Below are 22,362 nucleotides of genomic sequence, written 5' to 3'. Positions count from 1 at the left end.
GCCGGTTGGGGGTGGGTCATGAGTGTTTCTGGTGCTCGGGTCGTGCCGGGGAAGGCCGTGCCGCGGGGGGCTTTTCCGCACGTCAAGGTCGCGGGTGGGTTCGTCTTCGTCTCCGGTACGTCGTCGCGGCGCGCGGACAACAGCTTCGCCGGCGTCGAGGTGGACGAGTTCGGTACCACGAACCTCGACATCCGGGTGCAGACGCGAGCGGTCATCGAGAACATCGGCGATCTGCTGCGGTCGGTCGGGGCGGACCTCGGCGACCTCGTCCAGGTGAGCACGTACCTGGTCAACATGAACGACTTCGGTGGTTACAACGAGGTGTGGGCGGAGTTCTTCGACCCGTCCGGGCCGACCCGCACCACGGTGGCGGTGCACCAGTTGCCGCACCCGCACCTGCTCATCGAGATTCAGGCCGTGGCCCTTCTTCCCTCGGGAGGTCAGTCGTGAGTGAGATCGCCGAGCCGTTCAGCTTTCCGGGCTGGATCGCGGACAACCAGCACCTGCTGAAGCCCCCGGTGGGCAACAAGGAGATGTTCCCCGGCGGGGACGACTTCATCGTGATGGTGGTGGGCGGCCCCAACCAGCGCACCGACTTCCACGTGGACCCGTACGAGGAGTTCTTCTACCAGGTCAAGGGCAACATGCACATCAACCTGATGACCCCCGAGGGGCCGCGTACGGTGCACGTGCGCGAGGGTCAGATGTGGATGCTGCCGCGCAACACCCCGCACTCGCCGCAGCGGCCGGAGGCCGGCTCGATCGGTGTGGTCGTCGAGCGGGTCCGCGAGGAGGGCACGCTGGAGACCTTCCAGTGGTACTGCCCGGAGTGCGGAAACCTGGTGCACGAGGTGGAGTTGCAGGTCCGCGACATCGCGGCCGACCTGCCCCCGGTGTTCCAGGCGTTCTACGCCGACGAGGCGGCGCGTACCTGTGCGAACTGCGGCACGCTGCACCCGGGCAAGGGCTGATGTCCACTGGCGTGGTCGACGTGCACACGCACGTCGTACCGAAGGGATGGCCGGACCTCGGCGCAGCGTGCGGCGGGTCCGGTTGGCCCTGGTTGCGGGTCGACTCCGAGCGCGCCGCCATGATCATGGTGGGGGAGACGGAGTTCCGCCCGGTCGGCGCCGAGTGCTGGGACGCCTCGACGCGACTGGCCGACATGGACGCCGACGGCATCGACGTGCAGGTGGTCTCGCCCACGCCCGTGTTCTTCAGCTACGACCGCCCGGCCGACCAGGCGGTGAAGGTCGCCCGGATCTTCAACGACCTGACCCTGAAGGTCACCGCGGCCGGCGGTGACCGGCTGGTGCCGTTCTGCCAGGTGCCGCTCCAGGACCCGGACGCCGCCTGCGCCGAGCTGGACCGCAGCCTGGCCGCCGGGCACGTCGGCGTGGAGATCGGCAACCACGTCGGCGACCGGGACCTCGACGACGCGGGAGTGGTCACCTTCCTGCAACACTGCGCCGAGGTGGGCGCGCCGATCTTCGTCCACCCGTGGGACATGCCGGGCGGTCCCCGGCTGGACCGCTGGATGGCCCGCTGGCTCGCCGGAATGCCGGCCGAGACGCACCTGTCGGTGCTGGCGATGATCCTGGGCGGCGTCTTCGACCGGGTGCCCGACACGTTGCGGATCTGCTTCGCGCACGGTGGCGGCAGCTTCCCGTTCTGGCTCGGCCGCGCCGACAACGCCTGGCACCGCCGTGGCGACCTGGTCCGGGGCGCGTCCGCGGCCCCACCCAGCAGCTACGTCGACAGGTTCAGCGTCGACTCGGTGGTCTTCGCGCCGCCCGCGCTGCGACTCCTCGTCGACACGCTGGGGGAGGACCGGGTGCTTGTCGGCAGCGACTACCCGTACCCGCTTGGCGAGCGCCCGGCCGGCGCGGTGGTCCGGGCCGCCGACTTCCTCACCGACGCCCAACGCGACAAGCTCCTGTCCACGAACGCCAGGCGTTTCCTCGGCCGATCGCGTATATAAAGAAGAGTGCTCGATATATACTCGGGTCGTGAAGACGGTTATCGACCTTGATGATGAGCTGCTCGAACGTGCCCGCCGTGAGCTGGGCACCAAGAGCAAGAAAGACACCATCCACGCGGCGCTCCGACTCGTCGCGGAGCGGAGTGAACGGCTGGAGGCCATCCAGGAGTTGCTGTCGGTCGATCGTGACTGGACCGGGCTTCTCGAAGACGACAAGACACCCCGCAGCGAGCAGGACGTCGCGTGACCCCACCAGCGGGCCTTTACCTGATCGACACCTCGGCATGGGGACGCCTGCGCCAGCCGATCGTCGGCAAACGCATCAAGATGCTTCTTGAGGAGCGGCTCGCCGCGACCTGCGTGCCACTCGACCTGGAGGACGGCCGGAGCGCCCGAGACTTCCGGGACGCCATGGTCGTACGTGCTCGCCGAGCCGAGCTGATGATTGACCTGCCGATCACTCCGGCCGTTGCCACCCGGGCACGTGATCTTCAACTGGCGCTGACAGCCCGTGGCTACCATCGGGCGGCGAGCCCCGTCGACGTCCTGGTCGCGGCGGCCGCCGCCGAATACTCCGCGACCGTCCTTCACTACGACCGTGACTTCGACCTGATCAGTGGCATCGGTGGGCCGCGCAGCGAATGGGTTGCGCCTGCGGGCACCCTGACGTGATCGCAGACGCCGTGTCGGCCGCTTCCGGCCGGTCGCAGCGGGCAGGATGAGGGGATGGCCGAGCCGCACGACCTGACCGCGCTGGAGCAGGCCGCCGCGATCGCCCGCGGCGAGCTGACCAGCGTCGACCTCGTCGAGCACTGCCTGCGGCGGGTGGCCGCGCTCGGTGACACCGTGGGCGCGTTCGTCACCGTCACACCGGACCTCGCCCGGCAGGCCGCGCGCGCCGCCGACGCCACGCCCGTCGAGGAGCGCGGCCCGCTGCACGGGGTGCCAACCGCGATCAAGGACCTCACCCTCACCGCCGGGGTGCGCACCACCTTCGGCTCGGCCGCGTTCGCCGACTTCGTCCCGCCGGTCGACGCCGACGTGGTCCGGTTCATCAAGGCCGCCGGCCTCGTCAGTCTCGGCAAGACGACCACCTCCGAGCTGGGCTGCTCGCTCTACTCCGAGGGCCTCGTCGCACCGCCGGCCCGCAATCCGTGGCAGCTCGCGTACACCGCCGGTGGGTCCAGCGGTGGCGCGGCGGCGGCGGTCGCGGCCGGGCTGGTGCCGATCGCCCAGGGGTCCGACGGCGGCGGCTCCCTGCGCATCCCGGCGTCGCTCTGCGGCCTGATCGGCTACAAGCCCAGTCGCGGCCTGGTCTCCGGCGGGCCGCTCGGCTCCGGCGCGTTCGGGCTGCCCACCAGCGGCCCGCTCGGGCGGACCGTCGCCGACGTCGCCGCCCTCCTCGATGTCATGGCCGTGCCGGTGCCCGGCGAGCCCTACCTGTCGCCGCCCGCGCCGCCCGGGGGATACCTGGCCGCCGCCCGCCGGGCCGAGCCCGGCCGGCTGCGGATCGGCCGGTTCACCACGCCGATGCTCGCCGACGAGCCGGTGCACCCCCACTGCGTGGCGGCCGTCGACCGGGCTGCCGCCCTGCTCACCGCCGCCGGCCACGAGGTGGTCGAGGTGCTGCCGCCGCTCGGCCCCCAGGCGTGGCCGCTGTTCGAGATCATCTGGTACGTGCTGGCGCTCGCCCCCGTCCCCCCGCACCGGGAAGCGGAGCTGCTGCCGCTGACACAACTGCTACGGGCCCGGGGCGCGACGGTCTCCGCGGGCGCGCTGGCCGCCACCCTCGGCGAGCTCCAGGCGCAGGTCCGTCTCGGCGCCTCCCGCACCGCCGGCTGCGACCTGCTGCTCTGCCCCACCCTGGCCACACCGCAGGCACCCGTCGGCTGGTTCACCGCCGACGGCGACCCGGCGGCCGATTTCGACAGGCAACGTCGCTTCTCGCCCTACTGCGCCATCTTCAACGTCACAGGCGATCCCTCCGTGTCCCTGCCAGTGGGCGCCACGACCGACGGGCTGCCCGTCGGGGTGCTCCTCACCGGCCGGTACGGCGACGACGCGCGGCTCATCGCGACCGCTGCGCAACTGGAGCACGCCAGTGACGGATGGGATCGGCACCCCGCAATCTGGCGGGCCGTCGACTCCGCTAACGTGAATGGTGACGGAGCTGGCCGGTCGCCATCATGATCGTCCATCCGACCCGATTGTTCGAGGTCCTTCTTCCGCCTGGGGGCGTTGGGATTGTCTGTTACCGAGACGTTGCTGGTCTTCGTCGGCATCCCGGTGGCCGCGGTGCTGGTGATCGCCGGCCTGTCGTACGCCGGTAGCCGTGGTGGTAGCGCCGGTGGCGGTGGTGGCGCCAAGCGCTACCGGCCGGGCCGGCCCTTCGACTTCACTCCGGTCTGGTTCCTGGGCCGCCCGGAGCAGCTGGCCGACTCGGCCGGCACCGCGCTGGCGGCGGGCGCGCAGGCGCCCGCGCTGACCAGCCACAAGCTGCAGCAGGCCAGCGTCGAGGCGCCGGCCGGTGGAACCGGAGGCGCAAGTGACCGTTGGTGAGAAGCAGACCGGGACGGACACTCCGCCCGAGGTGCTGGACGGGCCGTTCTCGACCCGCCAACTGCTGCGCATCGACGAGGCCCTGCGCCTGGCCGACCAGGGCACCGGCCTGGTCTTCTCGGTGTTCGTCGGCGGCCTCGACGAGCCGATCCGTGAGCACGCCCAGCGGCTGCACCGCCAGCTCGCCGAGCCCGACAAGTCGGTGCTGATCGCCGTGTCGCCCAACCAGCGTCAGTTGGAGATCGTCACCGGGCGGCACGCCCGCAAGCGCATCCCCGACACGTACGCCAAGCTGGCGGCGCTCTCCATGGTCGGCGCGTTCAGCGGCGGCGACCTGGCCGGCGGCATCATCAACGGCCTCGACCAGTTGGCCAGCCACGCCGGCAAGGGCTGACCCCTTCCACGTACGACGAAGCCCGGCCCGCTCTTCAGCGGGCCGGGCTTCGACGTCTCAGCGGGGCCAGACGCTCGGGTCCAACCTCATCGTCCACGGCTCGTCCACGGTCACCGCGTCGTCCGGACCGATGGTGCTCAACAGCTCGTAATGGTCGCCTTCGCCGAGCCGATAGCGGTAGACGACCGGGCCGAAGTCGCCCCGTTCCACCCGCCAGTAGTGCGGGATGCCTGCCTCGGCGTAGAGGGCGGGTTTGGTGAAGCGATCGTGGCGACGGCTCCCCGTCGACTCGACTTCCATAACGAGCGCGATGTTCTTGGGTTCGGCCCACATGCGCTCGCGCGGTGCGCCTGGTAGCAACACCGTCAGATCGGGGATGAGATTGCCGCCGGGGACCTGCACCCCGATCTCCCGGATCACCCGCCAACCGGTGGGAGCCGTCTGGCGAATCGCCATCCGAATCTCGTCTGCCAGCTCATGGTGCTCTGGACCGGCTGGAGGAGTCACGTGCAGGCTCCCGTCGATGATCTCGTAGCGGTTACCGTCGGCAGGCAGGTCGAACAGATCCTGCTCGCGCCAGCCCCGATCCGGGGGCCGCCACTCGTAGGTCGGCTGTGCCATCACGTTCACCTCCTCTCGCCACGATAACGCCCAGGGCCGGCGCGGACTCATATCCACGCCGGCCCCGGGCCGCGTACTCGCTGGTCAGCTCTGCGCGGCGTCCTTCGCGCGGGCCTTGAGCGCCCGCGCCACACCGTCGCGGCCCTCGGCGACCAGTCGACGCAGCGGACCGGGGTTGCCGTCGCCGGCCAGCCACGCGTCGGTGGCCGCCACCGTGTCGTCGTCCACCAGGTAGGTCGGGTACGCCAACTGAGCGAACTCCTGCGCCGGCTCGCTGTCCCGCGTGGCCCACACCTGGCCGATCGCCGCGAAGTACTTCTCCCGGTACGGGGCGACCAGCTCGACCTGCGCCGGGTGGGCGAGGCCCTGCAACAGCGCCCGGTGCCGCCAGTTCGGCAGCGCGTCCGGGCCGGTCAGCAGCGCCCACACGGCCGCCTTGTTCTCCGCCGTCGGCACCAGCGCGTGCGCGTACGCGGCCTCCCGCTCGCCGCTGGCGGTGCGGTCGCCGGCCAGCTCCGCCTCGATCTCGGCGGCGCCGGCCGCACCGTTGGCCACCAGCGCGCCGAGCACCGTCCAGCGCAGCTCCGTGTCCACGGTCAGCCCGGCCGGAGCGCCGGTGCCGTCCAGCCAGCCGCGCAGCGTGGCCAGGTCCTCCTCGGACCGGGCGGCCGAGGTGTACGCCCGGGCCCAGGCCAGCTGGAAGCCGCTGCCCGGTTCGGCGGCGGCGAGCGCGTCCTTCGCCGTGCGGGCCAGCCCCGCCCAGCCGGTGGGCGCCCACGCCGGGTCGGCGTAGAGGGTGAGCGCGGTGGTGGCCTGGCGCAGGGTGGCCGTCACCAGGTTGATGTCGGTCTCCGCGGACAGCCCGGCCAGCACCAGCGCCACGTAGTCGCGGGTCGCCAGCTCGGCGTCGCGGGTCATGTCCCACGCGGCCGTCCAGCACAGGGCACGGGCCAGCGACGAGTCGAAGCCGCCGATGTGCTGCACCACAGTGGCCATCGACCGGTCGTCGAGGCGCAGCTTGGTGTAGCTCAGGTCGTCGTCATTGAGCAGCAGCACGTCGGCCGCCCGGACACCGCGCAGGTCGGCGAGGTCGGTCCGCTCGCCGGCCACGTCCACCTCGTACCGTTCGCGGCGGACCAGTCGCCCGTCGGTCAGGTCGTACAGGCCCACGCCGATGCGGTGGGTGCGCAGCGTCGGGTACGCCGTCGGCGCCTCCTGCCGGACGACCACCTGCTCGTACGTGCCGTCGGCGCCGATCGTCACCTCCGGCCGCAGCGTGTTGACCTGCGCGGTCTCCAGCCACTGCGCGGCGAACTTGCGCAGCTCCCGGCCCGAGGCCGCCTCCAGCTCGGTGAGCAGGTCGTCGAAGGTGGCGTTGCCCCAGGCGTGCTTGCCGAAGTACGCCCGCAGCCCGGCCACGAACGGCTCCTCACCCACGTACGCGACGAGCTGCTTGAGCACGCTCGCACCCTTGGCGTAGGTGATGCCGTCGAAGTTGACCTCGACGGCCTCCATGTCCGGCATCTCGGTGTAGACCGGGTGCGTGGAGGAGAGCTGGTCCTGGCGGTAGCCCCAGTTCTTCCGGATGGACAGGAACGTCGTCCACGCCTCGGTGAACCGGGTGGCGTTGGTGTTGCACCAGTGGCTGGCCCACTCGGCGAACGACTCGTTGAGCCACAGGTCGTTCCACCAGCGCATGGTGACCAGGTCGCCGAACCACATGTGGGCCAGCTCGTGCAGGATCGTGTTGGCGCGCTGCTCGTACTCGAAGTCGGTGACCTGCGAGCGGAACAGGTAGTGCGACTCGGCGTGCGTCACGCAGCCGAAGTTCTCCATCGCGCCGGCGTTGAAGTCGGGCACCCACAGCTGGTCGTACTTGGGCAGCGGGTAGCGGACCCCGAACTTCTCGTGGAAGAAGTCGAAGCCCTGCTTGGTGATGAGGAACAGGTTGTCGGAGTCCAGGTACTGCGACATGGAGGCCCGGCAGAACACACCCAGGTCGATGCCGTCGTGGCTGTCGCGCACCTCGTGGTACGGGCCGGCGCACAGCGCGGTGATGTACGTGCTCATCCGTGGCGACTCGGTGAAGTGGAGGGTCTTGAGCCCCTCGCCGGCCGGGTCCTCGCGCTGCACCGGCATGTTGGACACGACCCGCCAGTGCCCCGGCACCGTCGCGTGCCAGGTGTAGACGCTCTTCAGGTCGGGCTGGTCGAAGCAGGCGAACACCCGCTGCGCGTCGGCCGTCTCGAACTGGCTGTAGAGGTACGTCTCGCCGTCCACCGGGTCGACCGTGCGGTGCAGCCCCTGCCCGCTGTTGGAGTAGGCGAAGTCCGCATCGACGACCAGGGTGTTCTCGCTGTCCAGCCCGGACAGGGTCAGACCCTTCTCGGCCGACCAGTCGGACAGGTCCACCGGGGCGCCGTTCAGCGTCGCGGACCGCACCGCCTCGGCGGCCAGCTCGATGAACGTGCTCGCTCCCGGTTCGCCGCAGCGGAACCGGACCTCGGTCGTCGACCGGAAGGTGCGGTTGTCGGCCGCCAGCACGGCGGTCGACAGGTCCAGACTGATGTCGTACCCGGTCACCTCGAGCAGGCGGGCCCGCTCGGTCGCCTCGACCTGCGTCAGGTTACGCACTCCCGGCACTGTTCGTCTCCATCCCACGTCTCGCCGTACGCCCGGCGGCGCCCGTCTGCCGACCGCTCGTGACGTCCGGCCCGATCCGAGTCTTCCACGGACGGACAGCCAGCGGTGGCCGAGGTCACGCTCTCATTCGGGTGCCGGTCGATGTGCCGCGGGGTGAGGATCGGAGGAGACGTCGGACGTCCGGCGTCACCCGTCGCGAAGGGACCGCACCGTGACCGAACGTGTCGCCGTGGACATGTGGTTCGACCCGATCTGCCCGTGGGCGTGGATCACCTCTCGCTGGCTGCTGGAGGTCGAGCAGGTCCGCGAAGTGACCATCCGCTACCACGTGATGAGTCTGTCGGTGCTCAACGAGGGCCGCGACCTGCCCGAGCAGTACCGCGAGTTGATGGACAACGGTTGGGGCCCGGTGCGGGTCTGCATCGCCGTGGAGCAGGCCCACGGCCCGGACGCCGTCCGGCAGCTCTACACCGCGTTGGGCACCCGTATCCACCTCGGTAAGGAGCAGCTCGGGCCGGAGCTGTTCGCCGCCGCCCTCACCGACGTCGGGCTGGACCCGGCGCTGGCCGCCGCCGCCGAGAGCACCGAGTACGACGAGGCGCTGCGGGCCAGCCACGAGGCCGGCATGCGGCCGGTCGGCCAGGACGTGGGCACCCCGGTCATCCACGCGCCCGGCCCGGACGGCACGCCTGTCGCCTTCTTCGGCCCGGTGATCACGCCGCGACCGAAGGGCGAGGCCGCCGGCCGGCTCTGGGACGGCGTGCTGCTGGTCGCCGGTACCCCGGGCTTCTACGAGCTCAAGCGCACCCGCGACCTGGGCCCGATCTTCGACTGAGCCACGTCCGTGCACGCCCCCGTCCGGCCACCGTCCGGTGGATCGGGCGGGGGCGCGTCGCGCCGGGCGACGGGTACGCCTCGCGGTCACCGCGTCACCGCTGGGCGGGGGGCGTCGTTTCCCTCGGTGTCCGCCGCAGCGACCCGCAGGGCCGCACCCCGCAGCTCGTGGAGGCAATCCCGATGGCCAAGCACCGTGCGTCCGGTGACGATCAGTCGACCCGACAGGGGGTGATCGAGACTCCCGGCGCGGCGTACTGGTCGGTCGACGACTCCCGCTGGCCGACGGTCCGCCCGGACCTTCCCGCCCACGTCGTGGACCTGCTCGCCCCGCCCATCGTGGTCGGCGTGGCCCGGGTGCCGGTCACCTCGCGCCTGACGCCCACACCTGCCACACCTGTCACGCCGGCACCGGCGACGACGACACCGGCCGTGTCGGCGACGACTCCGGTCGTGCCGACGCCGGTCCTACCGATGGCGCCGGCCGTGTCGATGGCGCCGGCTGTGTCGACCGCGCCGGTTGTGTCGACGGCGCCGCCCGTGTCGACGGCGAAGGACCCGGTCGTACCGACGGCCGGGGAACCGGTCGCGGAACCCGCAGTGGTGTCGGCGGCCGCGCCGGCCGAGCCCGCACCACCCCCGCCGGCGCCCGCCGCCCCGCGTCCCGTGCCGACGCCGCCGCTGAACCCGCGACCCGTTCCGGCGCCACCGCCGGAACCGCGTCCCGTGCCGGGACCGCCCGCCGCACCCCGGCGCAACGCGATCACCGGACCCGCCGTGAACGGCCGGCGCGGCAACGCCGGACCGGTCGTGGCCGGCCGACACCGGCGGCACAACGGCGCGTCCGGTCGCGCCGGCTGACCACCGCGTCCAGGCCCGACACTTTCATCTGGTGGACGCCGTGCGGGTCCCCGTCGCCCGCGACGTCGCCGCCGGTAGCGTCAGTGGACATGACGGTCGTGCATCCGATCGCCCGGGCCTGGATCACCACTGGCGGCACCGGCGCGCAGAACTACGACGAGTTCGCCGACGACGCGGAGATCACCGCGATCATCGAGGCGAACCCGCACAGTGCCCTCGGCATCGAGATGCCGCATCGGGCTCCCGGCAGCCTGGGCACGTCCTTCCTCGACGCGCTGCCGGACTCGGTGGCCCGCCTCGCCGAGGCCAAGGCCGACGGCAGCTACACCCCCGCCGAGCAGGTGGTCGTGCTGTACCGGATCAGCGCCCCGGGCGAGGAGACGGCGTACGGGCTGTTCGCGATGGTGGACACCGACCAGATCTCCACCCGCGCCGACGAGCCGGGCCTGGTCATCCGCAACGAGGACGTCTTCATCGCCAAGGTCCGCGAGCGCGTCGCGCTGGCCGAGGCGCTGGGTCACCTGCTCTCACCCGTACTCCTGCTGCAGACCGGGAGTGGCGACGAGCTGCACGCCGCGCTCGCGGCGGCGACCGACGCGGCCGGGGCGCCCGCCGCGACCGACACCGACCAGGCGGGGCGCACCCACGCCATCTGGCTGGTCGGCCCCGGCCCGGAGCAGGACGCGTTGACAGGTCTCGCCGGTGGCGGCGACCTGGTCGTCGCCGACGGCAACCACCGCAGCCTGGCCGCCCAGACCGGCGGGTTGTCGCGCTTCCTGGCCGTGGTGACCACGCCCGCGTCGGTGGCCATCCAGCCCTACAACCGGCTGGTCAGCGAGCTGACCACCACGCCGGGCGAGCTGCTCGACCGGCTGCGCGCGGCGGGGGCCGAGGTCGAGCCGATCGACGGCCCGGTCGAGGTTCCGGCGGCCGGCGGCACCGTCCATCTCCGGCTGGCCGGCCAGGGGTACGCGGTGCGCCTGCCCGCCACCGCCGACGCCCGCCTGGAGAACCTGGACCACGCCCTGGTCGAGCGGCTGCTGCTGCGCGACGCCCTGGGGTTGGATCCGGGCGACAAGCGGATCACCTACGTGGGTGGTGACTACCCGGCGAGCTGGCTCACCGGTGAGGTCGACGCCGGGCGGGCCGAGCTGGCCGTCCTCATCGCGCCGGTGACCGTGGCGGACTTCGTCGCGGTGAACCTGGCCCGGGAGAAGATGCCCCGCAAGAGCACCTGGTTCACCCCGAAGGCGCGCGGCGGCCTGGTGGTCGCCGAACTGCCGCGCTGAGTGACCGCCCCGCACGACCGTGTGACGAACCCGGCTCTCCGACGCCGCCCCTGCGGCGTCGGAGAGCGCGGCCTGACAGACTGCCCGGTATGCGCGTCTACCTGGGATCCGATCACGCCGGTTTCGAGTTGAAGGTGCACCTGGCCAACCACCTGGCCAAGCAGGGGTACGACGTGGTCGACGTCGGCCCGCACAGCTACGACCCGGACGACGACTACCCGACGTTCTGCCTGCACACCGGTGACCGGGTGGTGGCCGACGAGACCTCCCTGGGGGTGGTCATCGGCGGGTCCGGCAACGGCGAGCAGATCGCCGCGAACAAGGTCGCCGGCGTCCGCGCCGCGCTGGCCTGGAGCGTCGAGACGGCTCAGCTCGCCCGTCAGCACAACGACGCGAACGTCGTCGCGGTGGGCGCCCGCCAGCACACCCTGGACGAGGCCACCGGCATCGTCGAGGCGTTCCTGAACACGCCGTTCTCCGGCAACGAGCGGCACGCCCGCCGGATCATCCAGGTCGCCACGTACGAGCAGACCCGCCAGCTGCCCGACCTGCCCTGACCCGGCCACCGCCCTCAGCGCGGCGAGCGGGGCAGATCCTCGCGGGGCACCCAGTTGCGGCGGACGACCACCATCCGGGCCTCCGCCTCGGCGAGGTCGTCGTCGGTCGGCCGGGCGGCGTCCCGGGCCCGCAGCGCGGCGCTCAGCCCCACCTGGGACGAGCCGGAGCCGACCAGCCCTCGTAACCCCCGCTCGCCGTCGCGGTCGTCGCCGCCGGGCCCGCGACGCCGCGGCGGCGACTCCACACCGTCGTGTACGCCGGCCGTGCTGGCCGTCGAACCGTCGGCGGCGCCTGCGGCCGGGTCGGAGTCGGGCTGGTGGCGCAGTCGTCGCCTGCGTCGCTCCGGATCACCCATCAGCCGACCGTACCTCGCCCGGTGTGGAATTCGGCACGTCGTGCCGGGTTCGCGCCGGACGGGGGTCGGCGACCGATTTGCCGGCTGGCTACCCTCGGATTCGGGCGGTGGTGTGCCGCCGGTCAGGGGGAGGACGAGATGGCAGACCAGACGCAGCCGTGGGCGGAGCGAACCGTGGAGGTCCCACCGCAGGCCGGCGTCGGGGTGCCGCCGCAGCGGGACGGCTTCCGCCGGGGTGTGGCGCCGGTGGGTCAGCCGCGCACCCCGCGGACCGAACCATTCCCGGTGGTCGAGCAGGAGCCGACCGGCACCGGCTGGCCGGACGAGCCGGCGCCGCGGCGGCCGTTGAGTTGGCGCCTCGCCCAGTTGCGTCGCGGCGGCGAGTGGAGCGCGGCGGGTGGCCTGTTCGCGTTCGTGTGCTGGGGGATCTGGGCGCTCTCCGGCGGGGGCAACCTGTCCGGCCCGCTGCTGGTGCTCGTGTTGAGCCTGCTGGTGGCGGTCGGCCTGTTCGCGCTGGCCCGGGTGATCGGCCGGTTGGTGCTGGAGCGGCAGCTCGGGCGGGTCCGGCGCAGCGCGTGGGGTGCCCACCTGGCCACCGCTGTCTTCCTCGTCGGTCTCGGCGTCGCCTGGTTGCAGCAGACCGAGTGGGTCGTCTCGGCCTGGAACTGGGTCACCTCGAACTGACCTGGGGCGCGCACGGGCGGCCGGTCAGCGCCGCCCGCCCGTGCGTCCGTCGCGGGACACCGCGACACCGGTCGTCTCCCCACCAGGCAGGGCCGCTGCTTACCCGGCCGGCCACGGATCATCCGTGGCCGGCCGGCGCGTCCGTCGTTCGGGTCTGCCGACCCGCGGTGGTCAGCGGTCGCCGCCGTGCCCCTCGGCGTCGGCCCGGGGCGAGACGACCCGGGCGGCCGGGTCCTCGACGCCGGGCTCGCCGCCGTCCGGGGCGACCATCCCGTCGTAGTTGTAGAGCGGTCGCCCGTCGTCGTGCTTCTTGGTGGTCCTGATGTAGCGGTGCATCATGCCGTCGATCTCCACCTCGACGAGGGCGTCGCCGCCGGTGTCGTGAGTGCTGCCGTCGCGCGGGCCGCCGACCAGGTGGGCTGTGGTGTTGGTGTCCATGTGCCTGCCCTACCCGCCGCCCGGGAGCCAGAAACAGGCAAATTGTCGCCCGGCCGGCTCAGCCGGTGGCCGTCTCGGCGGCGGCGTGGTCGCGGGCCACCCGGACCAGTTCGACAAGGCCGCCCGCGTACTCCTGGGACTCGCCGTGCGCCTCGTCGAACGGTGGCTGGAAGCCGACGCCCTCCCACTCCCCGGTCGCCGGGTTCCAGCGGTCGTTGCCGACCTCGAAGTCCCAGGCGAAGATGCCCAGCTCGTAGTAGAGCTGGTCGGCCGAGTTGCCGGCGGCGGAGTACAGCACGTCGGCGACCGGGCCGGTCTGCGACGGCCAGGTGACGGTGCCACGCTCCGTGGCGATGGCGCCCACGATGCGTCGGGCGCTGTTCAGGAACAGCGTCGACTCGTCGGTCGAGGGCCGGGGCAGGGTGATTCGGCCGTCGGCCCGGTACGCCCCCGGCGGCCACATGAAGTACCCGCCGAAGGAGTGCACGTTCATCGCGAACTTGATGTTGGGGTGGGCCCTGGCCAGCGCGATCACGTTGCCGCTCTCCGCCTCGGACAGCTCCGCCGTGCCGGCGTAGGTGCCGGACAGGCAGTTGGCGCTCGCGCCCACGTAGCCGTCGAAGTACGACCCGACTGTGTAGTTGCGGTTGACGTCGACGCCCCACGAGGTGCGGTACCTCGGGTCGCGGGCCGCCCCGGTGCAGTGGTTGACCAGGTTCTTGCGCTGCATGTTGTAGTCGTTGAACGAGTAGTTCGCGCCGTCCGGGTTGACGGTCGGGATGACGAAGACGTCGACCTGCTCCAGCAGCTCCCGGGTGGCCGGGTCGGTACGGGAGTTGGCAAGCATCCGCTCGGCGAACTCCAACGTCACAAGCGGGGTCGCCCACTCCCGGGCGTGCTCCTGGGAGTACGCCAGCACCCCGACCCGGGAGCCGTCGCGGTGCACGCCGAGGCGCAGCGCCTGCACCGTCCACGGGCGGGTCGGCACCTCGGTGCCCTGGAGCCCGTCGTCGAGGCGGGCCGGGCCGGCGACCGGCATCGGCAGCCCGGTGGAGCCGTCCTCGACGGTGGCCCGGAACCGGTTCGCCTGTCGGGCGTTGATCGCCGCCGCGACGTCGTCGGTGGTGCTCACGGTCTTGCCGGCGGCGTCGGTGGCGAGGGTGACGGTGAGGACGCGGTCGCGGTAGCCGACGGTGAGCGCCCGGCGCGGCCGGCCCGGGTCGACGGTGCGTACCTGCACGCCGTTCATGCCCTGGTCACCGAAGCGGACCGACTCGACGACCACGGCGGCGGCCGCCGGGTCACCCAGGTACGCGACGGCGGTGCGGCGGTACCCCTGGGTCCTGTTCGGCAGGTCGACGACGTCCACCAGGTCCCGGTACTGGCGGGCCAGCCGCCGGATCCGCGCCTGGATGTCCACAGGCGTCAGGTACGCGTCGATGAAGTCCTTCTGGTAGCCGGCCGGCAGCGGCGGTGGGGCGGCGTTCGGCCAGAGCGCCGGGGTGACCGCCCGACTGACCCCGCCGAGGCTGGAGGTCGCGGTCAGCTGAACCGGCCGGCTCGGCACCGGTTGGGGGAGCGCGTAGTGGTACTGGTACTCACCCGAGTCCTCGAACCGGTACAGCGGGAATGACCCGGTGGCGCCGTCCGCGCTCCGCCAACTGACGGTGACCTCCACGTCCGGGTCGTCGGTGGCGGTGGTGGCCACCTGCGCCTGCAGGAACGTCTGCCCCCCGGTGGTCCACCAGTACGCCTGCTGCACCGCGAGCGTGTCGACGGCGGCCGCTGCGGTGGTCCGCTGCCCGGCGGCCGGGGCGCGCAGCCCGGCGGCGGTGCGGGCCTGTGCCGCGCGGACGCTGTCGGCGTAGTGCCGGCTGCCGTCCCCGGCGCGCTGCACGATCTGTGTCGCGGTGGCCCCCTGGGCGGTCAGGTCGGCCAGTTGCGCGCCGGTGAGCACCAGGTCGGCGAGGATCCGCCCGTCCCGGGCCCGGGGCCTGTTGGCCAGGTCGGCGCCGGCGGCGACCAACCGGTCGAGCTGGGCCTGATCGCGCAGCTGCACCCGGACCAGAGCGGTCTCGGTGGCGGTCAGGGTGATCGGTGTGGCGTCGGCGGCGGTTCGCGCCGCTGCCGGATCGGGATGGGACAGTGCCGCGCTGATCAGGATCGCTGTGGTGGCGGCAGCCGCCCACCGTCGTCGGACGATCATGTGCCCTCCTGTGACGGGCGTCGATGTGTGTGGTCCTTACACCAGTGCACGGATCGACGACTGTCAAGGGATCTCGCTCGTGGGCACCACGACGGCGACCCCGGGGGGTTAGATTCGAGTGATCTTCCAGATTCGATGGCGTCGGTCGCTGCACCAGCGACCCGACCCGACGGCGATCGCCAGCGCGCCCGACTGCGTGGTGGTGCACGAGCGAGGCACTCGTCTCGTCTGCCTCGACCCGGTCGATGGCGCCGCCCGCTGGGACGTCCCGATCGGCACCTGGCCCCGGGCGGTCGTCGTCGACGGTACGCAGTGCTGGGTGATCAGTCAGGACCGCGCCGAGCTGCGCTGCCTCGACCTGCACACCGGCACCATCCTCTGGAGCGCCGACCTGTCCCCGTTCCCCGGTCACATCGTGGTTGCCGGGGACCGCGTCCTGGCGGGCGGCTGGCGCGGGTACACCCGGCTCCGGGCGTACGACAGGTGGACCGGGAGCCCGCTCTGGACCGACCCGCAGCGAACGGCGACGGTGCTGCCCACTGCGATCGGCGGACAGGTGCTCGTCGGCGAGCCGGGCGGTACGTCCGTGCGACTGCTCGACGGGCGCGACGGAGGCGAGGTGTTCCGCTGGACCCTTCCCGAGCCGCTCATGGCCGGCGACGGCCAGTGGCCGGCGTTCGTCACCGCCGACGCCGACCGCGTTCTGCTGCGCTGCGGAGCGCGTACGGTCTGGCAGCTCCAGCCCGCTGCCGGCACCTTGGGAGAGTTCTTCCGGCACGACGGCGATCTGGCCCAGCACGGCATCGGGGTCGCGGACGCGACGGCGTGGGTGCCGGAACGCCGGGGTGGGCTCGTCTCGGTGGACCTGACGACCGGCACCAGGCTCTGGCGGCTCGACGTGGGGTCGGACGTCACCGGGGAAGCCGTCCGGATCGGCGCCGGGCAGGTCGTGGCCACCCGGCGGCCGGGAATGCTGATGCTCGTCGACGACAGCGGCCGGCCCCACGTCCGAGCCCTGGTCGACAGGCAGCTCACCGGCATCCGCCACCTCGCGCCCGATCTGCTGCTCGTCCTCGGCAAGGGCACGCTCTCCGCCGTCTCCGTCACGGATTGACCCGCAACCGGCCTCGACCCCGCCGAGTTCTTCTCTTCGCGATGCAACCTGCCGGGCCGGACCCGGCGTGACTATCTCGAATCGGGGATCGGAGGCCTGAATGAGCGATCGCGACGCGGCGTTCGCCGACTACTTCGCGGCGAGGTCGGACGCGATGCGCGGCACGGCGTACCTGCTGTGCGGTGACTGGCATCGGGCGGAGGACCTGGTCCAGAGCGCATTCGTGAAGCTCTACCTGGTCTGGAACCGGGTCTCCCGGCACGAGGTGCTCGACAACTACGTGCGGCAGATCCTGATCCGGACGTTCCTCGACGAGCGCCGCCGCGGCTGGTGGCGGCGCGAACGCGTGGGCGGCGACAACGTCGAGCCAGCGGCACCGTCCGATTCGCCGGAGACCCGTCTGGTGCTCCTGCGGGCGCTGGCATCGGTGGCGCCGCGCCAGCGGGCGGTACTGGTTCTCCGCTACTGGGAGGACCTTTCGATCGAGGACGTCGCGGCGCTGCTGGACTGCTCTCCGGGGACGGTGAAGAGCCAGGCGGCACGTGGGCTGGACACGCTGCGCGGCCTCCTGGCAACCACACACAGCGGGATCGAGATGGGGAAGTGATGAACGGAGAAGACCTGCGTGAGGCGCTGCGCCGGGAGATGGACGATGCCACGCCGCCGCCACCACTGAGTACGGCGGCCGCGCTCGGCGCGGGACGACGCGCACACAGTCGCCGCCGTGCCGTCCGGGCGTGCGCCGGATCGGCGGCCGTGCTGCTGGCGGTCGTCGGTTTCGCGGCGCTGGGCGCACCCAGGCGCGACGTCTACCAGCCGGCAGGTGGGCCGCAGGCCATTCCGAACCCGTCGGCGTCAGACACCAAGAAGCCGTGGCCGGCCGGGCCGGACGGTCAACCACAGGAGGACCGGACCGCGCGGGCAGGGTCGAAGTACGACCAGGGGCTACGGCTGCTCGACGAGGTCGTCTCCGTCGTGCCCGCCGGCTACACCGCGCCGGAGGACCCGGCGAACCAGCCCGCGGACCAGAGGACGCTGCGGACCCACCAGGCGCAGTTCGAGGACACGGTGAACGGCGTCGACCTGTGGAGCTACCTGACCTCGGTCGCCGTTGCCCAGGGGCAGGACACCGGGCGTGTGGTCGTCGAGGTGCACGACGCCGGCAACCAACTACCCAGTGAACCGTGCGCGCTGGCCCGCCAGTTCTGGGGCATGCAGGGTGAGTGTCAGGTCGAGACCGTCGGGGCGGCGCAGGTCGGCGTGGTGGTCCGGTCGGGCGCCGACGACCGCCTCGACCAGTGGTCGGCCTACCGGCACCCGGACGGCGTGGTCGTGTTCGTCGCGCAGGGCAGGAAGATCGCCGAGACCCTGCCGGAGTTGACGAAGCTGCCGTTCTCCGTGCCGCAGTTGGCGGCCCTCGCGGTCGACGAACGGTTCCACCTGAAGTGACGCGGTGACCGGGCCCTCTCGGGCCAGCCGCCGATAAAGTCGGAGGCGGGCCGGGCCGCCGGTACGGCAGCATGATCACATGACGTGGACGCCGGGGGACCGGGAAGAGCCCAGCGCGCAGACGGGACCGGCGCTGGAGGCGGCCGTCGCGGCGGCCGGCCAGCGAGCCGCCGCCGGCAGGAAGGCACTGGAGCACCTCGCCCTCCTCCTGGCCGACGTCGGTGCCAACGGCGACCACGACCTGGGCCGGGCGGCGCTGCGGGCGCTGGCTCGTTCCCCGAAGCTGGTCGTTCGGCTCGACGAACGCACCCGACAGATGCTGTGGTACTCGTCGGACCAGTCGACGGCACCGCTCGCTCGGCTGGTGGCCGGCCTGTCCCCACCCACTGTCAACCCCCTCGCCGTGGCGCTGGCCAGTACCCACGGCGACGGGCGCGTCCGCGAGCGTGCGGTGCTGTCGATGCTTGATGAGCCCGACCCGGATCTGGTGCCGTTTCTGGTGCTGCGCACCGGCGACTGGGTCCGGCAGGTGCGGGACCGGGCCCGAGCGGGTCTTGCGCTGCTGCTGGCCGACGACCCCGCCACGTACCTTCCGGCGGCGATGCCGATGGCACTGCTGGTGGACGCCCGGCCGCGCGGCGGCTTCGCCGCCAACCAGGTCACGGCCGCGCTGCTCAGTGCGCCGCCGGCCGTACGCCGGGTGGTCGGCGCCTCCGGGTCGGTGGCCCAGCGGCGGCTGGTCGTCGAGATGGAGGTGGTGCAGCGCCGGCTGCGGATCGACGACCTGGTCGCCCTCGCCGAGTCCGAGACCGACGTGCGCATCCGCTCGCTTGCGGCCGAGGCCGCCTGCCGGGAGGCGGTGTGGACCGAGCGACTCCCGATCCTGCGGCGGCTGGCCGGCAACCGCCGTCCGGACGTACGCGCGATCGCCCTGATCGGTCTGCTGCGCCTCGGAGAGCGGGCCGAGGTGGCGACCCGTCTCGACGACAGCGCCTCGCTGGTGCGGGCCATCGCCAGGGCGGCCGCTCGGCGCGTCGGCACCGACGCGCGGGCGCACTACCGGGCGGCGGTCACCGGCCCCGCGCCCACACCGGGTGCTGTCCTCGGCTTCGGCGAGAGTGTTTCGGAGACCGACGCGCCGCTGCTGAACCGGCTCCTCACCCACCCGGTCGCGGCGATCCGCGCCGCGGCCGTACGCGGCCTCCGCCAGCTCGACGCCGTCGAGACGAGCCAGGTCATGCCGTTGCTCACCGATCCCTCACCGTCGGTCGTCCGCGAGGCCACCACGGCGCTACGGCCCGTCGCGGCCACTCTGCCGGCGGAGCTGCCCTGGCGGCTGCTCGCTGGAGCGCGGGTGGAACTGCGGCGCGCGGGCTATCGGCTGCTCGGCAGGGAACCCGTGCCCGTGCGGTTGCGTGCCGCCCTGCTCCTGGCCGTCGACCGCGATGCGGGGCTGTCCCGACGCGGTCGTGCCGACGTGACCGGGCTCGTACGAGACGCCAGCCGTACGACCTGGCGCCGTACGCCGCTGCCCGCTCTCGACGTGACGAGCGAGCAGCACGCGGACCTTCTCGTGCTGGCCCGGCGTGCCACTCCCGCCCTCGGCGAGGAGGTGAGCGATCTGCTCACCGCATGGCTTGCGGGTCCGCCGGTGACCGTAAGAGCGGGCTAGGCTCGGCCACCGTGGACACGGTGAGCTCGGGGATGGCTGCTCTGCTGCGCGGGATGACCGAGGCGTCCTGGGAGGTCGAGCGCGATTTCACCGAGGTCCGCCTGAACCATGACCTCTCGGTGCCGGGCGAGGAGGACGAGGTCCTGATCTCGGGGAGCCGTCTTGAGTTCGATCCGAGCGACGGCGGGAAGCTGACGTTCCACGCCCTGACGTTCACGCTGCCGCACCTCCCGGTGGAGGGCACCGATTTCCTCTCCGAGATTCGTCTCTACCTGCGGCTCACGCTCCGCGAGGACGGGTTCACCCTGACCGCTGCGATCGAGGTCGATCTCCTTCGCCCCGTGTTCAGGTATCCGGCCGGCGAGCACACGGTCATGCGCGTCACCGAGGACCTCACGACCGTGGACGAAACCGTCGCCGCCGCCCGACGCGCCGTCACGGCGTTCGCCGAGCACTACTCACTCTTCGACGACATCGGCTTCCCACGCCGGCAGCGGGCGTGATCCGCCGGCTCGGATCGCGGGCGGCGCGTGGATCGAAGATGGGGAGAAGCGGAAGGCCCAGGTGCCGCGGTGCGGTCTGCCTGGGCCTTCGCCTGTGGAGCGGGCGACGAGAATCGAACTCGCGTAGTCAGTTTGGAAGACTGAAGCTCTACCATTGAGCTACGCCCGCGTGCGCCCCGCCGAGCGGGACGCCCTACAGCGTACCCAATGCCGGTGCCCGACGTGTAACCGCGCCACCGCCTGGCGGCGGCGCGGTTAGGTGGCGCCGCATCCCACCACTCAAGATCCGCACAGCGTCCGGGAACGCTCTGGGATCCACATCCCCGACGTCGCGCCGATCCTGGAGCGGGGGAGCGAGCCGCGAGCGCCCCTTTCGGTCCTTCTGGGGGATCTGTCCGGGTGGGGGACGCCCCGGCACCGCCTGGGGCGCGGCGACGGCATAGACTGCACGTCGCCACGGGGTGTGGCGCAGCTTGGTAGCGCACTCGCTTTGGGAGCGAGGGGCCGTGGGTTCAAATCCCGCCACCCCGACTGTCGTCAGTGTCCGGGTCGCCCCGGGCGCTAGCAGCCGGCCGCGTCGGCTCGCCTACACTCGATGGGCCAATCGAAGGCCCAGAATCAAAACCCAGATCCGTCAAGGAGTACGCCTGTGAAGAGCACCGTCGAGACTCTGAGCCCGACGCGCGTGCGGCTCGCCATCGAGGTGCCGTTCGTCGAGCTCGAGCCGAGCCTCAAGAAGGCGTACCGGGAGATCGGTTCGCAGGTCCAGGTCCCGGGCTTCCGCCGGGGCAAGGTCCCGACCGCGGTGATCGACCAGCGGGTGGGCCGGGGCACCGTCCTCAACGAGGCCGTCCAGGACGCCATCCCGGAGAACATCCTCGCCGCGGTGCGCGAGCACGACCTGAAGACGCTGGGGCGTCCCGAGGTCGAGATCACCGAGTTCAACGACGGTGACTCGCTCAACTTCACCGCCGAGGTCGACGTCCGGCCGGAGATCACGCTGCCCGACGCCTCGACCATCGAGGTGACCGTCGACGAGCTGCAGATCGACGAGAGTGAGATCGACGAGCAGGTGAAGAACCTGCGCGAGCGGTTCGCCACCCTCAAGACTGTCGAGCGCGCCGCCGCCGAGGGCGACTACGTGCAGATCGACCTGAACGCCACCGTCGACGGCGAGGACGTGCCGGGCGGCCAGGCGAGCAACATCTCCCACGAGGTGGGTAGCAAGCAGCTCCTGCCGGGCCTGGACGAGGCCGTGGTCGGTCTCGCCGCCGGCGACAGCACCACCTTCACCACCCAGCTGGTAGGCGGCGACTTCGCCGGTCGGGACGCCGACGTGGCGGTGACCGTGCGCACGGTCAAGGAGAAGGAGCTGCCGGAGCTGAACGACGAGTTCGCCCAGATGGCCAGCGAGTTCGACACGATCGAGGAGCTGCGCGGCGACCTGCGGGGGCGGGTCACCCAGGGCAAGCAGGTCGAGCAGATCTACGCCGCCCGGGACAAGGCGCTGGCGCAGCTGGTCGAGGCCGCCGAGGTGCCGGCGCCGGAGGGTGTCGTCCGCGAGGAGGTCGAGAGCCGCAAGCAGGCGATGGTCGACCAGCTGGAGCGGATCGGCGCCTCCCTGGAGGAGTACCTGGCCGCCGAGGAGAAGACCGAGGAGCAGATCGACGCCGAGCTGACCGAGGCGGCGACCGAGGGCGTCAAGGTGCAGCTCCTGCTGGACACGCTCGCCGACGCGGAGGACGTGCAGGTGTCCGACGACGAGTTCGGTCACGAGATCGTGCACCGGGCCCAGCGCGCCGGGATGGCCCCGCAGCAGTACTACGACCAGCTGGTGCGCTCCGGCGCCGCTGCCGCCGTCTTCGGCGACGTGCGGCGGGGCAAGGCCCTCGCGGCCGTCATGGAGCGCATCTCGATCAAGGACTCGGCCGGCAACGAGGTCACCCTGGACGCGCTGCGCGCCGCCAACGAGGCGGAGCACAACCACGAGCACTGATTCGTCGGGTGTGGCCGCCGCCCGCCGCTGCGCGGTGGGCGGCGGCCACACCTGTCCCGGGCATGCCCGGTAGCAAGCACTGCCGGGTACGCCCCGGGCAGCACGCACTGCCGGGTACGCCCGGAAGCCCGCGCCGCGGGTGCGCCCGACGCAACTGCGCTGAGAGCGAACAGTGCCCCGACCGGGACTCTGCCGCCCCGCACAG

General features: G+C 72.1%; 24 protein-coding genes and 2 tRNA genes. 20 read left to right on the top strand and 6 right to left on the bottom strand.

Going from position 1 to position 22,362, the window contains the following annotated elements:
• The first annotated feature begins 18 nt into the window (after positions 1 to 18).
• Genes MILUP08_RS28060 through MILUP08_RS28025 form a run of 8 tightly spaced genes read left to right on the top strand, consistent with a single transcriptional unit; the run spans position 19 to position 4,934 of the window.
• Positions 19 to 450: a RidA family protein gene (locus MILUP08_RS28060; RefSeq protein WP_007464160.1), complete on the top strand. Its 432-nt coding sequence runs from the start codon at positions 19 to 21 to the stop codon at positions 448 to 450.
• Positions 447 to 971, top strand: a complete 525-nt coding sequence (locus MILUP08_RS28055) for a 3-hydroxyanthranilate 3,4-dioxygenase (protein ID WP_007464158.1) — start codon at positions 447 to 449, stop codon at positions 969 to 971. Before MILUP08_RS28060 ends, MILUP08_RS28055 begins: the two co-directional genes overlap by 4 nt.
• Positions 971 to 1,981 (top strand): amidohydrolase family protein, encoded by a 1,011-nt coding sequence (locus MILUP08_RS28050; RefSeq protein WP_007464156.1) that lies wholly within the window; start codon positions 971 to 973, stop codon positions 1,979 to 1,981. The genes MILUP08_RS28055 and MILUP08_RS28050 overlap by 1 nt, the downstream gene beginning before the upstream one ends.
• Before the next feature lie 28 nt (positions 1,982 to 2,009).
• On the top strand, positions 2,010 to 2,228 hold the full coding sequence (locus MILUP08_RS28045) for a type II toxin-antitoxin system VapB family antitoxin (RefSeq protein ID WP_007464154.1): 219 nt from the start codon (positions 2,010 to 2,012) through the stop codon (positions 2,226 to 2,228).
• Positions 2,225 to 2,653 carry a PIN domain-containing protein gene (locus MILUP08_RS28040; protein WP_007464152.1) on the top strand — a complete coding sequence of 143 codons (429 nt, stop codon included), beginning with the start codon at positions 2,225 to 2,227 and terminating at the stop codon, positions 2,651 to 2,653. Before MILUP08_RS28045 ends, MILUP08_RS28040 begins: the two co-directional genes overlap by 4 nt.
• Before the next feature lie 54 nt (positions 2,654 to 2,707).
• The gene (locus tag MILUP08_RS28035) at positions 2,708 to 4,171 is read left to right on the top strand and encodes an amidase (RefSeq protein ID WP_007464150.1); all 1,464 of its coding nucleotides are present in this window, start codon (positions 2,708 to 2,710) and stop codon (positions 4,169 to 4,171) included.
• 48 nt (positions 4,172 to 4,219) lie between these two features.
• Positions 4,220 to 4,540: an aa3-type cytochrome oxidase subunit CtaJ gene (ctaJ, locus tag MILUP08_RS28030; RefSeq protein WP_449288942.1), complete on the top strand. Its 321-nt coding sequence runs from the start codon at positions 4,220 to 4,222 to the stop codon at positions 4,538 to 4,540.
• Entirely contained in the window at positions 4,527 to 4,934 is a 408-nt protein-coding gene (locus MILUP08_RS28025) for a DUF5130 family protein (protein WP_039906728.1), read from the top strand. Before ctaJ ends, MILUP08_RS28025 begins: the two co-directional genes overlap by 14 nt.
• A 57-nt stretch (positions 4,935 to 4,991) precedes the next feature.
• Here the strand turns inward: MILUP08_RS28025 and MILUP08_RS28020 are convergent, their stop codons facing one another.
• Both MILUP08_RS28020 and pepN read right to left on the bottom strand, forming a co-directional pair.
• Complete coding sequence (locus tag MILUP08_RS28020; protein WP_007464144.1) at positions 4,992 to 5,555, bottom strand: Uma2 family endonuclease; 564 nt, start codon at positions 5,553 to 5,555, stop codon at positions 4,992 to 4,994.
• 84 nt (positions 5,556 to 5,639) lie between these two features.
• Positions 5,640 to 8,189, bottom strand: a complete 2,550-nt coding sequence (pepN, locus tag MILUP08_RS28015) for an aminopeptidase N (protein WP_039906726.1) — start codon at positions 8,187 to 8,189, stop codon at positions 5,640 to 5,642.
• Positions 8,190 to 8,409: 220 nt separating this feature from the next.
• On the opposite strand from pepN, the gene MILUP08_RS28010 reads away from it, so the two are divergent.
• From MILUP08_RS28010 to MILUP08_RS27995, 4 genes are all read left to right on the top strand, one after another.
• Positions 8,410 to 9,033, top strand: coding sequence for a mycothiol-dependent nitroreductase Rv2466c family protein (locus MILUP08_RS28010; protein ID WP_007464140.1), 624 nt, complete (start codon positions 8,410 to 8,412; stop codon positions 9,031 to 9,033).
• A gap of 182 nt (positions 9,034 to 9,215) precedes the next feature.
• Positions 9,216 to 9,893 carry a hypothetical protein gene (locus MILUP08_RS28005; protein ID WP_039906724.1) on the top strand — a complete coding sequence of 226 codons (678 nt, stop codon included), beginning with the start codon at positions 9,216 to 9,218 and terminating at the stop codon, positions 9,891 to 9,893.
• 89 nt (positions 9,894 to 9,982) lie between these two features.
• Positions 9,983 to 11,182, top strand: coding sequence for a DUF1015 family protein (locus MILUP08_RS28000; RefSeq protein WP_007464136.1), 1,200 nt, complete (start codon positions 9,983 to 9,985; stop codon positions 11,180 to 11,182).
• Positions 11,183 to 11,271: 89 nt separating this feature from the next.
• Complete coding sequence (locus tag MILUP08_RS27995; RefSeq protein WP_007464134.1) at positions 11,272 to 11,739, top strand: ribose-5-phosphate isomerase; 468 nt, start codon at positions 11,272 to 11,274, stop codon at positions 11,737 to 11,739.
• Positions 11,740 to 11,753: 14 nt separating this feature from the next.
• Here the strand turns inward: MILUP08_RS27995 and MILUP08_RS27990 are convergent, their stop codons facing one another.
• Complete coding sequence (locus MILUP08_RS27990) at positions 11,754 to 12,095, bottom strand: hypothetical protein (RefSeq protein WP_007464132.1); 342 nt, start codon at positions 12,093 to 12,095, stop codon at positions 11,754 to 11,756.
• A 138-nt stretch (positions 12,096 to 12,233) separates the two neighbouring features.
• On the opposite strand from MILUP08_RS27990, the gene MILUP08_RS27985 reads away from it, so the two are divergent.
• Complete coding sequence (locus MILUP08_RS27985; protein WP_007464130.1) at positions 12,234 to 12,779, top strand: hypothetical protein; 546 nt, start codon at positions 12,234 to 12,236, stop codon at positions 12,777 to 12,779.
• 171 nt (positions 12,780 to 12,950) lie between these two features.
• On the opposite strand, the gene MILUP08_RS27980 is transcribed toward MILUP08_RS27985, so the two are convergent.
• Together MILUP08_RS27980 and MILUP08_RS27975 are read right to left on the bottom strand one after the other, a co-directional pair.
• Positions 12,951 to 13,217 (bottom strand): hypothetical protein, encoded by a 267-nt coding sequence (locus MILUP08_RS27980; protein ID WP_007464128.1) that lies wholly within the window; start codon positions 13,215 to 13,217, stop codon positions 12,951 to 12,953.
• A 58-nt stretch (positions 13,218 to 13,275) separates the two neighbouring features.
• Positions 13,276 to 15,423 (bottom strand): M14 family zinc carboxypeptidase, encoded by a 2,148-nt coding sequence (locus MILUP08_RS27975; protein ID WP_007464127.1) that lies wholly within the window; start codon positions 15,421 to 15,423, stop codon positions 13,276 to 13,278.
• 118 nt (positions 15,424 to 15,541) lie between these two features.
• On the opposite strand from MILUP08_RS27975, the gene MILUP08_RS27970 reads away from it, so the two are divergent.
• The 5 genes from MILUP08_RS27970 (at position 15,542) to MILUP08_RS27950 (ending at position 20,161) form a co-directional block, all read left to right on the top strand.
• The gene (locus tag MILUP08_RS27970; RefSeq protein WP_007464125.1) at positions 15,542 to 16,537 is read left to right on the top strand and encodes an outer membrane protein assembly factor BamB family protein; all 996 of its coding nucleotides are present in this window, start codon (positions 15,542 to 15,544) and stop codon (positions 16,535 to 16,537) included.
• A gap of 100 nt (positions 16,538 to 16,637) precedes the next feature.
• Entirely contained in the window at positions 16,638 to 17,144 is a 507-nt protein-coding gene (locus MILUP08_RS27965; RefSeq protein WP_007464123.1) for a SigE family RNA polymerase sigma factor, read from the top strand.
• Complete coding sequence (locus tag MILUP08_RS27960) at positions 17,144 to 17,986, top strand: hypothetical protein (protein ID WP_007464121.1); 843 nt, start codon at positions 17,144 to 17,146, stop codon at positions 17,984 to 17,986. Before MILUP08_RS27965 ends, MILUP08_RS27960 begins: the two co-directional genes overlap by 1 nt.
• Positions 17,987 to 18,065: 79 nt before the next feature.
• Entirely contained in the window at positions 18,066 to 19,658 is a 1,593-nt protein-coding gene (locus MILUP08_RS27955) for a hypothetical protein (RefSeq protein WP_007464119.1), read from the top strand.
• Between the two features lie 11 nt (positions 19,659 to 19,669).
• A complete protein-coding gene (locus tag MILUP08_RS27950) occupies positions 19,670 to 20,161 on the top strand; it encodes a hypothetical protein (protein ID WP_144057029.1) in 492 nt (163 codons plus the stop codon).
• Positions 20,162 to 20,256: 95 nt separating this feature from the next.
• On the opposite strand, the gene MILUP08_RS27945 is transcribed toward MILUP08_RS27950, so the two are convergent.
• Positions 20,257 to 20,330, bottom strand: a tRNA-Gly gene (locus MILUP08_RS27945).
• A 288-nt stretch (positions 20,331 to 20,618) separates the two neighbouring features.
• On the opposite strand from MILUP08_RS27945, the gene MILUP08_RS27940 reads away from it, so the two are divergent.
• Together MILUP08_RS27940 and tig are read left to right on the top strand one after the other, a co-directional pair.
• Positions 20,619 to 20,692 (top strand) — tRNA-Pro (locus tag MILUP08_RS27940).
• Positions 20,693 to 20,810: 118 nt separating this feature from the next.
• Positions 20,811 to 22,157 carry a trigger factor gene (gene tig, locus MILUP08_RS27935; protein ID WP_007464113.1) on the top strand — a complete coding sequence of 449 codons (1,347 nt, stop codon included), beginning with the start codon at positions 20,811 to 20,813 and terminating at the stop codon, positions 22,155 to 22,157.
• The last annotated feature ends 205 nt before the right edge of the window (positions 22,158 to 22,362 follow it).

The organism is Micromonospora lupini str. Lupac 08 (genome assembly GCF_000297395.2).
Classification (GTDB): domain Bacteria; phylum Actinomycetota; class Actinomycetes; order Mycobacteriales; family Micromonosporaceae; genus Micromonospora; species Micromonospora lupini.
Note: the sequence above shows the minus strand (reverse complement) of the source record. Positions and strands in the feature narration are given on the sequence as shown.